Here is a 12,720-nt window from a genome sequence, read left to right as displayed (position 1 = left end):
GCTTACAAAGCACACTTACAGAGCGGCGGTTTACCGTCACCCCTACGACCTCATAGGTTACTATTCAAGAATCAAGCCAACCTACCGGCAAGACACTGGTGGCGTGGTATTAGTGATGTGAATTTGCGGCCGTGGCGCCCATATTCCGTGCCACTTGGCTTTGCCTGCGAGGCTGTGGAATTCAAGCTGCCAGCTGTACACATTGTTACCTTTAGCTTGGCTATGAAAGCGCAATTGTTGTTGCTGCCACATGGTTGGCTGTGGGGCTTGCTGCCATTGATATAGCAATGCTAAGGCTTCGCTGCGGGCAGCGCGGGCTTGTACCAGCTGTTGTTCGAGTACTAAAGATTGGGACCATGCAAGATTGAGCCCCAACGCCCCCATTAAAGCAATGCTCATAGCCACCACCACTTCAAGCAGCGACATGACTTAGTTGCTACCCATTAGCCAAGCACTACCGCAACCGGCCTCGCCCCAGTATTTTTGCTGTCGTTGCAAGCTAGTACCACCACGACCATACAAGGTGAGTTCGATACGATAGCAATGGCCGGGGTAGTTGCCGGGGCAGCTTTCAGGGCTAAGTTCAGCCCTATAGGTAATGCCCTGCGGCACCTGCCATTGGGTGGGCCAACTTGGGTGTGCTTGGCCCGATATTAGGCCCGCTTCAAGCACTAAGCCCGCTTGGTCGAATACGGACTGGGCAACAATATGTAGCTCGGCTAAATAGGTTCGTTCGAGCTCTTGTTGTAACCGTTGTTGGTGGTCGAGTACTGTGTCTGCCAGCACTAAGGAGCTAACCGCTAAGGTACCAAGCACCAGCAAAATCACACTGCCCTGCTGGGGCCGGCCTAATTTAGCTAAATTTATACTGGCCACGGTAAACAAGCCTTTGTTTGCTGCTGGCCACGGAGGCGAGCACTTAGACACAATCGCTGTGCTGTTATTTCTAACCGAGCAATGCGTATTTGCTGGGGGTTGTTCAGGGCCTGCCAGCCGGGGCTGTCGCAGGTGGCTTGTTGCGGCCGCCACTGTAAGTTGTTCGACTTCACCCGTACGCCTACTTCGCCATACAATAAACATTGGTTGCTGGTGTCGTAGCTCCAGTCGTGTGGCGAAGCCACCAAGGTATTTTGTAAGTCGCGCCACAACCAATGCAGCCAGTGCTGCAACGCTTGTTCGGTTTGTTGTTGCTGTTGGCTTTGGTGCAAGCTGTGTTGAAAGTGTAAATGCCAGCTGAGCAGTGCTGTACTAAGCATAGCCACTAAACCGGTAGTAAGCAGAATTTCTAGCAGCGTTAAACCACGCTGGCGGCTGAGCAGCCAAGTTTTTAGCATAAGGGCACCCCACGCAGTAAGGGTTCGTTTTCACACACCCGCACCCGGCCAAGGGAGCTAACAATAACCGCCGCTTCGTGGCTGGGAAAGCGTTGATGCGCCAGCCGAATACGCCCAGAGCCAAAGCCCGACAAACCTCGCCCGGCCATAAAGCGCAGTTGGTGGCCATGGGTAAATTGTGGCTGCCAGCTTAGGTACGGCTGCTGAAACACCACCCCATGGGCTTCGCACTGCCCCGTGGCGTGGGTATGCAACCAAATACAATGCCCTTCAACGCTCAGCCAATAGTCGTGATGGCCGCGCTGTGCATGGCGCTGGGCCTGCTGCACGGCCACGGCAATAGCGTTTAGCTTGGCTAAATACTGACTACGCCACTGCCAATTGAGTAAGCTAGTTGCCCCAAGGCCGCCCAATACCGCCAATAAACTAACCACTAGCATAAGCTCTAGCAGTGTAAAGCCGTTATTTTGTATGTGTTGTTCAGCCATAAAAAAGCCCCACCAGTAATATGGTAGGGCTAGTATGGTGCGGCTTGAGCAGCGGCGCTAACAAGTTAAGCTTTGTCTTACGTAAGCAGTTACGCCAGCAGTTACAACTTAGCCGACGTTTTGCACTCGCAATTCTGGCGGTATAGAGAAGGTAATGTTTTCTTTTCGGCCTTCGCGCTCTTCCACGCTGGCACCTTCGCCATGCCAGTTACGAAGGCGCTGAATAACTTCTTGTACCAGTATTTCTGGTGCTGAAGCGCCTGCGGTAACGCCCACGGCATTAGCACCTTCGAGCCAAGCGGCGTCGATACTGTCGGCGTCGTCGATTAAATAGGAGCGTGGGCCAATTTTTTCTGCTAGCTCACGTAAGCGGTTACTGTTGGAGCTGTTCTTCGCCCCAACGACTAACATAACGTCGACTTCGTTAGCCAGTTCACGCACTGCGTCTTGGCGGTTTTGCGTGGCGTAACAAATGTCGTCTTTACGGGGCCCTTGAATTTCAGGGAAGCGTTCACGTAAGGCGTCGATAATATCGGCCGTGTCGTCGACCGACAACGTGGTTTGGCTCATGTAGTGCAAGTTTTCTGGGTGCTTTACTGCAAGCTTGGCCACGTCGGCCACGGATTCTACCAGGTAAATGCCGCCAGTCGCACTGGAGTACTGCCCCATGGTGCCTTCTACTTCCGGGTGACCCGAGTGACCAATGAGCACACATTCATTATTACGCCGGCTGGCTCGGGTAACTTCCATGTGTACTTTGGTTACCAATGGGCAGGTGGCGTCGAATACTTTTAACCCGCGCTCGGTAGCTGCGTCGCGTACCGCCCGAGAAACCCCGTGCGCACTGAAAATAACAATGCTGTCGTCGGGTACTTGATCGAGCTCTTCAACGAACACTGCGCCACGGCCGCGCAGGCCTTCGACCACATGCTTGTTATGTACCACTTCATGGCGTACATAAATAGGCGGTTCGAACAGTTCTAATGCTTGTTCAACAATGGTTATGGCCCGATCAACACCGGCACAAAAACCACGCGGATTAGCCAAAATAATTTTCATGTCTACTCCACACTTAGTATTTCCACGGCAAAGGTAACACGTTGCCCCGCCAGTGGATGATTAAAGTCTACAGTGACCATTGAACCAGATATGTCGCGAATAATGCCAGGTAGTTCGCGGCCATCGGGTTGGGTAAAAGCAATAATATTGCCTACTTCCGCCGGTGCATCAGCAGAAAAGCGGCTGTGCTCGACACGGTAAATGTTTTGCGGGTTTGGCTCGCCAAAGGCGTCGGCAGGCTCGAGGGTAAACTCGCGCTGGTCGCCTGCTTTTAAGCCCAGCAAGCAATTTTCAAAATTTGGTGTTAGGTTGCCGTCGCCAATGGTAAGGCGGGCCGGCTTACCATGCACACGGGTGCTGTCGGCGGCAGAGCCGTCGTCGAGTTTAATGGCAAAGTGCATAACCACTTTGCTGTTGGCACCTATTATTGCTAGTTCACTCATGTTCTTTCCTATTCTGACGGACGCCAAGCACACTGTCGAGCACCATAGTAAGGGCGCCTAACACAATGGCACTGTCGGCCACGTTAAAGGCCGGCCAGTGGTAATTACCGTAGTACAGGTCGAGAAAGTCGACCACTGAGCCAAGCCAAATACGGTCGATAACATTGCCAATGGCGCCACCGATAATTAGCGCAAAGGCAATATTTACCCGGCGCTGGTCGCTGCCTTGGCGGCGCAACATAACCGCTAATGCACCACTAATAACCAGTGCTAAAGCGACAAACAAAAACTTTTGCCAGCCCCCTTGGTCGCTTAAAAAACTAAAAGCGGCGCCGTAGTTTCGCACGTGAATAATATTAAAAAATGGCAGTACTTCAATGCGTTCTGCCATGTACGCCACATTGTGTAAAATCCACTGCTTGGTGAGTTGGTCGAGGGCAATTATTAACCCACTTAGCCACAGTAATTTTAGCCCACTGTCGCGCCAGTGCTGCGGTTTGGCCGACTGTTTATGTTTAGCCGGCATTAGGCAAAGGCCCGTATTTCGCCGTTACCACTGACGTTAGTTACACAACGACCACATAAACTGGTGTGTTCGCTATGGCTGCCCACGTCGGGCCGGTGCTGCCAACAACGGCTGCACTTTTCATGCTCGGTACGGGCTACTAGCACACTTAAGCCTTCTACTTCGGTGGCCTGTGCTGCGGCTGGTACTTGGTCGTTCGGTACCACGGTGGCTTCCGAGGTAAGCAAAATAAAGTGCAGCTCTTCACCTGGTAAGCTTAATACTTTAAGTAATTCAGGTGCCGCAAACAAAGTAACTTCTGCTTGTAACGAGCCAGCAATATGTTTGTCTTTGCGGGCTTGTTCTAAGGCTTTGTTCACTTCTGCGCGCACAGCTAATAACTGCAACCAATTGGCGTTGCCTATGCGGTCGGCTTGTTCTACACCTTCCGGCCAAGCCGTGTACCATTCAGCGGTAAATACATATTTGTCGCGTGTACCTGTGGTTGGGGCTGGCATAAACTCCCAAATTTCTTGAGCGGTAAAGCTCATAATTGGGGCTATCCAGCGCACCATGGCTTCAACAATGTGCCACATGGCGGTTTGGCACGAGCGCTGCGCCACACTGTCGAGTTTGGCCGTGTACTGGCGGTCTTTAATAATGTCGAGGTAGAAGCTACCTAGCTCAATAGAGCAGAAGTGCATTAGTTTTTGCACCACGGTAAGGAATTGATAACCATCGTAGGCTTTTTCTAATTCGTCTTGCAGCACTCGAGCACGGTTTAAAATCCAGTGATCAACCGCCACCATGTCGCTTACGGCTACTTCGTGCTTGGCTGGCTCAAAACCATTTAAGTTGGCTAATAAGAACCGGGCTGTATTACGAATACGGCGGTAGGCGTCGGCGGAGCGCTTTAAAATTTCATCGGACACGGTCATTTCGGCCGTGTAGTCGGTAGAGGCTACCCATAGGCGCAGAATGTCGGCACCCATTTTATTCCATACTTCTTGTGGCGCAACCACATTGCCAAGCGACTTGGACATTTTGCGGCCTTGACCGTCGACGGTAAAGCCGTGGGTAAGCACTTGTTTGTAAGGTGCTTTACCTTGGGTGGCAACGCCGGTGAGCAACGACGATTGGAACCAACCGCGGTGCTGGTCGGAGCCTTCTAAATATAAGTCGGCCGGCCAGGCTAAGTCTTTGTTTTGCGCCAATACCGCATAATGGGTAACGCCCGAGTCGAACCAGACGTCGAGGGTGTCGGTGAGTTTGCGGTATTGATCGGCTTCGTCGCCTAGCAATTCGGCTGGATCGAGATCAAACCAGGCTTGAATACCTGCTTGTTCAATTTTTTGTGCCGCTGCTTCAAGTAGTTCTAGCGAGCGCGGGTGCAGTTCGTCGGTTTCACGATTCACAAACAAGGTTAACGGTACACCCCAGGTACGCTGGCGGGAAATACACCAGTCGGGACGTCCGTCGACCATGCCGGCAATACGCTGTTCGCCCCATTCTGGGATCCAGCGCACTTTACTAATTTCTTCTAACGCTTGGGCGCGCAAGCCTTGTTGATCCATATTTACGAACCACTGTGGCGTGGCACGGAAAATAATTGGGGTTTTATGGCGCCAGCAGTGGGGGTACGAATGCAGATAGCTTTCGTGGTGCATTAAGCGCCCTGAAGCTTTTAAGCTGTCGATAATAGTTTGGTTGGCTTTAAACACATGCTGGCCAGCAAATTCAGGCGTGTCGGCACGGTAAACACCGTTGTCGCCTACTGGGTTGTACACTTCAATGCCGTACTGCTGGGCTACGTTAAAGTCGTCGACACCATGGCCTGGGGCCGTATGCACACAACCGGTACCTGAGTCGGTGGTAACGTGGTCGCCTAAAATAAGAGGCACGGTGCGGTTTTGCAATGGGTGTTGCAGCAGTAAGTGTTCGAGTACCGCACCACTACAAAAACCAAGCTGCTGGTAGTTAGTAACGCCGTAGCGGTTCATGGCTTCGGTAACTAAGTCGCTGGCTAAAATAAGGCGTTCTGCGGCGCGATCACCGTCGGCTTCCACCTGTACTAAGGCGTATTCCATGCCCGCGGAAAGGGTAACCGCCATGTTGGCCGGAATAGTCCACGGTGTGGTGGTCCAAATAAGCACGCTAATAGGGCCTTGGCCTTCATTGCCACTGTCAGTGCTAAGTTCGAACTTACTCAGCATGGCGGCTTCGTCGGTTACTTGAAAGCGCACGTCGATAGCCGGTGAGGTACGATCTTGGTATTCAACTTCCGCTTCCGCTAGGGCTGAACCACAGTCGGTACACCAATGCACAGGCTTAAAGCCTTGCTGTAAATGGCCGCGTTCCATAATGGTACCAAGCGCCCGAACAATATTGGCTTCTTGTTTGAAGTCCATGGTGAGGTACGGGTTGTCCCAGTCGCCAAACACGCCCATGCGTTTAAAGTCTTCTCGCTGGCCGTCGATTTGGGTTAAAGCGTATTCACGGCACTTGGCACGAAATTCAGCATCGGTTAGCTTCTGCCCGGGTTTGCCGTGCTTTTTTTCCACTACTAATTCAATAGGTAGGCCGTGGCAGTCCCAGCCGGGTACATAAGGAGCGTCGAAACCACTCATGGTTTTAGACTTTACCACCATGTCTTTAATAATTTTATTAACCGCATGGCCAATGTGAATCGAGCCATTGGCATAGGGAGGGCCGTCGTGCAAAATAAATTTGTCACGGCCGGCACGGGCATTACGTATTTGCCCGTACAAGTCGTCTGCATACCAGCGCTTGAGCATGTCGGGCTCGCGCTGAGCCAGGTTTCCACGCATTGGAAAAGGTGTGTCTGGTAAGTTCAAACTTGCTTTGTAATCACTCATGAATGCTGTCCGTTGTAGTCGCTTGAATACTAAATAAATGTGGCTTATGCGCAAACCAGTTGCGCCCTGCCGCTACGTCTTGTGCTATTTGCGCTTTTAACGCTGGCAAAGAGTGGAACCGCTGCTCTTCGCGAATATGAAATTCTGGATAAACCCTTAGCCGCTGGCCGTACAGGTCGCCATTAAAGTCGATTAAATGTACTTCTAATTGAAGTTGTTCGCCACCAAATGTAGGCCGTTTACCCACATTAGCGACCCCTTGCCAATGCTGCTTGCCGTCGGTAACACTAACCGCAAACACCCCATGTAATGGGCTATGCAGCCTACGCAGGGGTAAATTGGCGGTGGGGAAGCCTAATTTACGGCCATTTTTTTCACCATGCACCACGCGACCACTAAAATGAAACGGGTGGCCTAACATGGTGGCCGCGTCGACAAACTGGCCTCGCACTAAGGCTTCGCGAATTAATGTGCTAGATACCCGAGTAGCCGACTGCCGATAACTTTCCGTATTGGTAACACTAAAGCCTAATTCGGCGCCAGCTTGTTGCAACAAGGCAAAGTCGCCTTCGCGATTACGGCCAAAGCGGAAGTCGTCGCCCACTACCAAGTGTTGCACACCAAGCTTGCCCACTAACACTTCTTCAATAAAGTGCCGGGCTGGCTGCTGCGAAAATTCGGCGCTAAAGCGCGTGCACACTAAGTAGTCTAACCCCAGCTTGCACATGAGCTCGTATTTTTCCCGCCATTGGCTAATTCGTGCCGGCGCTTGTTCCGGGCGAAATAATTCTAGTGGCTGTGGCTCAAAGATCATTACTGCGGCAGGCACCTGCAGCTGCCGCGCATGCTCTTGCAGGCGCTTTAAAACCGCTTGGTGCCCTAAATGCACGCCGTCGAAATTGCCGATGGTTAGCACACAATGGCGGTGCCGCGGGCGAATATTATGTAAACCACGAATTAACTTCATAAGCGCGCGAGTATAGCTAAATTAAACATAGGATTCAGCACCTGCGTTTTCTATTGTTGGCTTTCATATTTAACCTTGTGCTTATTTATTGGGTTTGTAGCATAACTTGTTACTTAACCTTAGTGTTCGGTGCGTAAATGCCGTGGGCGGCCACCGAGCATAAAAAAACTGGCGACAAAGGTAACACCACCGGCGCTAATGAGGCCACCGAGCCAAAGTATACGCTCAAGCAGCGCGGCCTGAATCCATAGTTCTCGGGCCGGGTTAAACCACACTACTACCGCCGCCATTATGAGCGCTGCGGCAACCACTTGTACAAAGAACACTAAGGTTGCTTTGGGTAGCGCCAACACCCCTTGTTTATATAATACGGTACCTAGCAGCAAGGCGTTAATGGTGCCCGATAAAGCGGTGGCGATAGCTAAGCCTACATAACCATAAGGAATTGCAAACACCACATTCAGTACCATGTTCGACGCCATGGCTATAATACCGTATTTCACTGGGCTTTTTGTGTCTTGGCGCGAAAAGAAGCCGGTGGCCAATACTTTCACCAACATAAAGCTTAATAAGCCCGTGGCGTAGGCGGTAAGCGCCCAAGATGCCCGCAAGGCGTCGCTAGCGGCAAATTCGCCACGCATAAACAGCGCCATAAGCATGGGCTCGGCTAATACAATAAGCCCCGCCATGGCTGGCACGCCTAAAATAACTACCATGCGCACGCCCCAGTCGAGGGTTTGGCGATAGTCGTCGAGCGACTCGGTAACATGGCGCGCGGAAAGCGCCGGTAAAATAACCGTAGCAATGGCAATACCAAACAAGCCGAGCGGAAATTCAAGTAAACGGTCGGCATAATACAGCCAACTAATAGAGCCCGTTTGTAAAAAGCTAGCTATGAGGGTGTCGAACAGTAAGTTAATTTGGCTTACCGACACGCCAAATAAGGCGGGGATCATAAGGGTGCGAATACGCACCACGCCGGGGTCGCGCCAGCCCCATTTGGGCCACACTAAAACTCCTGCCCGCTTTAAAAACGGTAGCTGAAACAAAAACTGAATAAGGCCGCCAAAAAATACCCCGAGGGCTAAACCAATTTCAGGCTGTGCCAGCTTAGGGGCTACATAAATAGCAGCAGTAATAATAGCCACGTTCAATAGCACTGGGGTAAAGGCCGCCACGGCAAAACGGCCCATGGTATTTAGTACCGCGCCAGCCAAAGCTGTAAGAGTAATAAAGAACAAATAAGGAAAGGTTATTTTTAATAATAAACTGGCCAGCTCGAACTTAGCGCCGTCGGGGCCACCGTTGTACCAGTCTAAAAACCAGCCCATGCCAAATAATGCTGCCACTACCGGCGACAGCACGACGGCCACCAAAGTAACCACGCCCACTAACGTACCTAAGGTACCGGCGGTACGGGCAATAAGTAGCCGAGTGTCGCTAAGGCTTTTGCCATGGTGGTATTCTGTTAGCACCGGTACAAAAGCTTGGGCAAAGGCGCCTTCGGCAAATAGGCGGCGTAAGAAGTTTGGTATTTTGTTGGCAAAAAAGAATACGTCGGCGGCTGCGCCCGCGCCCATTAACCCGGCAATAACCACATCGCGCAGTAACCCTAATACGCGGGAAAGGAAAGTCATGGTGCTTACAATTAGCCCAGAGCGAAGTAATTTGGGTGGTTTGGGTGTTGCTTGTTTAGTCACTGGGCATGGGTCCACGGCATTTAAGAAGCGTTCTGCGGCTCAGATTAACACGCAGCGAAATAACTCGAAAGCTTGCTAATGTTACGCAATGGCATTCTTTTTGTAGAGCGATATAACATGGCGCTTGATCTAAACCCGTGTTGTAAGCGATAATCTATGCAAATAAGTGTCTATTCCATTGACATTTTAATGCGGAAAAGGCATAGTCCTCGACCTTAAAATCAAGTACAGTTTTTTATACGAATTATTTCAGGAGTTCACCTTGGCTAACATTAAGTCTGCGAAAAAGCGTGCGGTACAGGCAGAGAACAACCGTCAGCACAACGCCAGCCGTCGTTCTATGATGCGCACTTACATGAAACGAGTTATTGCAGCTATTGCTGCTGGCGATCAGGAAAAAGCGAAAACAGCTTATGCTGATTTAACGCCAATTTTGGATCGCGCTGCGACCAAAGGCTTGATTCATAAGAATAAAGCTGCTCGTCATAAGAGCCGCCTAGCTGCACAAATTAAGGCACTTGCTGCTTAATTTTGTTTGATGTCAGGCGATGCTATTCTACGCATTGCCTGATGTTAACATTTCTGTTTTATCCCCTTCCCATTCCAGCATAGAATTTTTCGGTTACGGAAATTTCGATCCGTTACCTTGTGCGGGCATCCCCTTCTATATCTCGAGCTGCCCTGTTTAGTAGTCTTCTTCCATTCGCTTATAAGCTAATACCAGTTCGGCTAAGGTATTAGGCACCCCTTCTAACGACGCGTCGCCAAAGGGTTGGCTGCCAAGCCGTTCGTCCATTAACGCAATAACCATCGACATGGCTAACGAGTCTAAACCGGATTCTACTAAGGTAGAATGTTGGTTTAAGTCAGAGGCCAAGGTTACCCCTGTTTGTGCCGCTACTTCTTCCAGACATCTTAAAAGCTCTCTTTCTATTTGTAACTCTCGCGTGGTCACTTAACTAGCCCTACTGCCATGGATAAACGTGAGCACACAATAGCACGGAGAAAGCAACGAGAAAATATAAGTTTAGTAGTAGAAAAACCCGCTGGTTTGCATGATAGTTGCATATACTCGTGTATAAATGGTGTACTTCATATACTTAGCAGCGATAATGGTCACGTATTTGACAGTCTGTAACTGGTGCAGCGCCAGTGGCTGCGGCAAAAGCTAAACTAACACAGTGAGTCGAAAGCATGTTTGACAACCAAGTTATTCTTATTACCGGCGGCACGGGCTCTTTTGGCCAGCGTTATACTGAAACCTTATTAAAACACTACAAACCAAAAAAGATTATTATTTTTAGCCGCGATGAGCTGAAGCAGTCGGAAATGCAGCAGCAGTTCGATCAGCCGTGTATGCGCTACTTTATTGGCGATGTACGTGACCGAGAGCGTTTGTCTCGTGCGATGTATGGTGTTGACTACGTGATACACGCAGCGGCCCTTAAACAGGTGCCTGCGGCGGAATACAACCCTATTGAATGTATTCGAACCAATGTAGATGGTGCTGAAAACGTGGTGTTTGCCGCCATTGACAACCGGGTAAAGCGAGTGATTGCGCTTTCGACAGACAAAGCCGCCAACCCTATTAACTTATATGGCGCCACCAAGCTGTGTTCCGACAAATTGTTTGTGGCCGGCAATAATATGACTGGCGACCGCCCAACCCGCTTTGCCGTGGTGCGTTACGGTAATGTGGTTGGATCTCGTGGCTCGGTGGTACCGCTATTTCAAAAACTAATTAACCAAGGCGCCACCGAACTGCCTATTACCGACAGCCACATGACCCGCTTTTGGATTACCCTACAACAGGGGGTAGACTTTGTGCTGAATAACTTTGCCCGTATGCGTGGGGGCGAAATATTCGTGCCTAAAATTCCGTCGATTCGGATTAGTGATTTGGCCACCGCCATGGCACCCAGCTTGCCGCACAAAATTATTGGTATTCGGCCTGGTGAAAAACTGCATGAAGTTATGTGCCCTGCCGACGACAGTTATCATACCTTTGAGTTTGATGATCACTTTGTTATTGCACCAACCATTCGTATGTACGATGGCAAACGCAACTATGCCCAAAACGGTTTAGGCGAACAGGGTGAGCAAGTGCCCGTTGGCTTTGAATACAATTCAGAAAAAAACCCTGAGTTTTTAACCCAGGAGCAAATACGTCAATTTAACATGATGGCTTACTCATGATTCCCTATGGTCGCCAGCGCATTTCAGCCGCCGATATAGACGCTGTAGTAGAGGCTTTACAAAGCCCCTTAATTACCCAAGGGCCACGGGTGGCAGCCTTTGAACAAGCTATTGCCGATTATTGCCATGCCCCTTATGGGGTGGCGCTGTCGTCGGCTACGGCGGCTTTGCATGTGGCTTGCTTAACCTTAAATGTAGGCCCCGGTGACTTAGTGTGGACGGTGCCTAATACCTTTGTGGCTTCGGCCAACTGCGCCCGCTATTGTGGTGCCGAGGTGGATTTTGTTGATATTGATCCCACTACGGGCAACTTATGTGTGCAGGCCTTAGCAGCTAAATTAGCCCACGCCCAACACACCGGGCGCTTACCCAAGGTTATTATTCCAGTGCACTTTGCTGGCGCCAGCTGCGACATGCAAGCCATTGCCGCGCTTACCAAGCCGCTAGGTATTTTTATTATTGAAGACGCCAGCCATGCCATTGGTGGCCGCTACCAAAACTTACCCGTAGGTGCTTGTACCTATTCCGACTTTACTGTGTTTAGTTTTCATCCAGTTAAAATCATTACCACCGGCGAAGGTGGCGTGCTAACCACCCGCAATCAAGCCCTTGCCGAGCGCGCCCAAGAATTGCGTAGCCATGGCATTACCCGCGACCCTAAGCGAATGGAAGCGAAACACCCAGAGCCTTGGTATTATGAACAGCGCGAACTGGGCTTTAATTACCGCATGACCGACATTCAAGCGGCCCTGGGCTTAAGCCAATTAAGCCAGTTAGACACTTTTGTAGCCACGCGCAATGAATTGGCTAGCCAATATCGCAAGGCCTTTAGTAACACCAAGGTGGCCTTTTTACAGCTGTCCGAGCAGGTGTATTCTAGTTATCACTTGTTTGTTATTCAGGTGCCGGCGGCGCAACGGTTACAACTATTCAATGACTTACGGGCCGCGAATATTGGTGTGCATGTGCATTATATTCCGGTGCACTGGCAGCCCGACTTTCGCCCTTTAGGTTTTGCCCGTGGTCAATTTCCGCAGTCGGAACTCTATTATAACCAAGCGATTACCTTGCCGTTGTACGTAGACTTAAGCGCCAGCGAACAAGAGCATATTATTCAAACCTTGTTGGCCTTAGCTAAGCACTGGGAATGAT

The 12,720-nt window shown here is 50.6% G+C and carries 14 protein-coding genes; 3 read left to right on the top strand and 11 right to left on the bottom strand.

Annotation, left to right across the window (positions count from 1 at the left end; genetic code table 11):
• Positions 1-81 precede the first annotated feature (81 nt).
• From M1L23_RS09320 to murJ, 10 genes are all read right to left on the bottom strand, one after another.
• On the bottom strand, positions 82-426 hold the full coding sequence (locus M1L23_RS09320; protein ID WP_252627068.1) for a type IV pilus modification PilV family protein: 345 nt from the start codon (positions 424-426) through the stop codon (positions 82-84).
• Positions 427-429: 3 nt separating this feature from the next.
• Positions 430-876: a hypothetical protein gene (locus M1L23_RS09315; protein ID WP_252627067.1), complete on the bottom strand. Its 447-nt coding sequence runs from the start codon at positions 874-876 to the stop codon at positions 430-432.
• Positions 864-1,334, bottom strand: coding sequence for a hypothetical protein (locus M1L23_RS09310; protein ID WP_252627066.1), 471 nt, complete (start codon positions 1,332-1,334; stop codon positions 864-866). Before M1L23_RS09310 ends, M1L23_RS09315 begins: the two co-directional genes overlap by 13 nt.
• Positions 1,328-1,822 (bottom strand): prepilin-type N-terminal cleavage/methylation domain-containing protein, encoded by a 495-nt coding sequence (locus M1L23_RS09305; RefSeq protein WP_252627065.1) that lies wholly within the window; start codon positions 1,820-1,822, stop codon positions 1,328-1,330. Before M1L23_RS09305 ends, M1L23_RS09310 begins: the two co-directional genes overlap by 7 nt.
• Before the next feature lie 108 nt (positions 1,823-1,930).
• A complete protein-coding gene (gene ispH / locus M1L23_RS09300; protein ID WP_252627064.1) occupies positions 1,931-2,881 on the bottom strand; it encodes a 4-hydroxy-3-methylbut-2-enyl diphosphate reductase in 951 nt (316 codons plus the stop codon).
• Positions 2,882-2,883: 2 nt separating this feature from the next.
• Positions 2,884-3,324, bottom strand: a complete 441-nt coding sequence (gene fkpB, locus M1L23_RS09295; RefSeq protein ID WP_252627063.1) for an FKBP-type peptidyl-prolyl cis-trans isomerase — start codon at positions 3,322-3,324, stop codon at positions 2,884-2,886.
• Positions 3,317-3,850 (bottom strand): signal peptidase II, encoded by a 534-nt coding sequence (gene lspA / locus M1L23_RS09290; protein WP_252627061.1) that lies wholly within the window; start codon positions 3,848-3,850, stop codon positions 3,317-3,319. Before lspA ends, fkpB begins: the two co-directional genes overlap by 8 nt.
• A complete protein-coding gene (gene ileS / locus M1L23_RS09285) occupies positions 3,850-6,705 on the bottom strand; it encodes an isoleucine--tRNA ligase (protein WP_252627060.1) in 2,856 nt (951 codons plus the stop codon). The genes lspA and ileS overlap by 1 nt, the downstream gene beginning before the upstream one ends.
• On the bottom strand, positions 6,698-7,672 hold the full coding sequence (gene ribF / locus M1L23_RS09280) for a bifunctional riboflavin kinase/FAD synthetase (RefSeq protein WP_252627059.1): 975 nt from the start codon (positions 7,670-7,672) through the stop codon (positions 6,698-6,700). Before ribF ends, ileS begins: the two co-directional genes overlap by 8 nt.
• Before the next feature lie 119 nt (positions 7,673-7,791).
• Positions 7,792-9,309 carry a murein biosynthesis integral membrane protein MurJ gene (gene murJ, locus M1L23_RS09275; RefSeq protein WP_252627129.1) on the bottom strand — a complete coding sequence of 506 codons (1,518 nt, stop codon included), beginning with the start codon at positions 9,307-9,309 and terminating at the stop codon, positions 7,792-7,794.
• A 325-nt stretch (positions 9,310-9,634) separates the two neighbouring features.
• Here murJ and rpsT point away from each other — a divergent pair, with 325 nt between their 5' ends.
• Positions 9,635-9,901, top strand: coding sequence for a 30S ribosomal protein S20 (gene rpsT / locus M1L23_RS09270; RefSeq protein WP_252627058.1), 267 nt, complete (start codon positions 9,635-9,637; stop codon positions 9,899-9,901).
• 156 nt (positions 9,902-10,057) lie between these two features.
• Here the strand turns inward: rpsT and M1L23_RS09265 are convergent, their stop codons facing one another.
• A complete protein-coding gene (locus tag M1L23_RS09265) occupies positions 10,058-10,327 on the bottom strand; it encodes a hypothetical protein (protein ID WP_252627057.1) in 270 nt (89 codons plus the stop codon).
• A gap of 239 nt (positions 10,328-10,566) precedes the next feature.
• On the opposite strand from M1L23_RS09265, the gene pseB reads away from it, so the two are divergent.
• Both pseB and pseC read left to right on the top strand, forming a co-directional pair.
• The gene (gene pseB / locus M1L23_RS09260; RefSeq protein WP_252627056.1) at positions 10,567-11,568 is read left to right on the top strand and encodes a UDP-N-acetylglucosamine 4,6-dehydratase (inverting); all 1,002 of its coding nucleotides are present in this window, start codon (positions 10,567-10,569) and stop codon (positions 11,566-11,568) included.
• Positions 11,565-12,719 (top strand): UDP-4-amino-4,6-dideoxy-N-acetyl-beta-L-altrosamine transaminase, encoded by a 1,155-nt coding sequence (gene pseC / locus M1L23_RS09255; RefSeq protein WP_252627055.1) that lies wholly within the window; start codon positions 11,565-11,567, stop codon positions 12,717-12,719. Before pseB ends, pseC begins: the two co-directional genes overlap by 4 nt.
• Position 12,720: the final 1 nt, after the last annotated feature.

Source organism: Aliidiomarina quisquiliarum (assembly GCF_023922585.1).
Lineage (GTDB): Bacteria > Pseudomonadota > Gammaproteobacteria > Enterobacterales > Alteromonadaceae > Aliidiomarina > Aliidiomarina quisquiliarum.
This window is presented reverse-complemented; position numbering and strand designations above follow the sequence as displayed.

What these genes read in the sequence shown, in the direction of transcription:
- M1L23_RS09320 (WP_252627068.1), bottom strand. Translation starts at nt 426, where the DNA reads ATGTCGCTGCTTGAAGTGGTGGTGGCTATGAGCATTGCTTTAATGGGG.
- M1L23_RS09310 (WP_252627066.1), bottom strand. Translation starts at nt 1,334, where the DNA reads ATGCTAAAAACTTGGCTGCTCAGCCGCCAGCGTGGTTTAACGCTGCTA.
- M1L23_RS09305 (WP_252627065.1), bottom strand. Translation starts at nt 1,822, where the DNA reads ATGGCTGAACAACACATACAAAATAACGGCTTTACACTGCTAGAGCTT.
- ispH (WP_252627064.1), bottom strand. Translation starts at nt 2,881, where the DNA reads ATGAAAATTATTTTGGCTAATCCGCGTGGTTTTTGTGCCGGTGTTGAT.
- fkpB (WP_252627063.1), bottom strand. Translation starts at nt 3,324, where the DNA reads ATGAGTGAACTAGCAATAATAGGTGCCAACAGCAAAGTGGTTATGCAC.
- lspA (WP_252627061.1), bottom strand. Translation starts at nt 3,850, where the DNA reads ATGCCGGCTAAACATAAACAGTCGGCCAAACCGCAGCACTGGCGCGAC.
- ileS (WP_252627060.1), bottom strand. Translation starts at nt 6,705, where the DNA reads ATGAGTGATTACAAAGCAAGTTTGAACTTACCAGACACACCTTTTCCA.
- ribF (WP_252627059.1), bottom strand. Translation starts at nt 7,672, where the DNA reads ATGAAGTTAATTCGTGGTTTACATAATATTCGCCCGCGGCACCGCCAT.
- murJ (WP_252627129.1), bottom strand. Translation starts at nt 9,309, where the DNA reads ATGACTTTCCTTTCCCGCGTATTAGGGTTACTGCGCGATGTGGTTATT.
- pseB (WP_252627056.1), top strand. Translation starts at nt 10,567, where the DNA reads ATGTTTGACAACCAAGTTATTCTTATTACCGGCGGCACGGGCTCTTTT.
- pseC (WP_252627055.1), top strand. Translation starts at nt 11,565, where the DNA reads ATGATTCCCTATGGTCGCCAGCGCATTTCAGCCGCCGATATAGACGCT.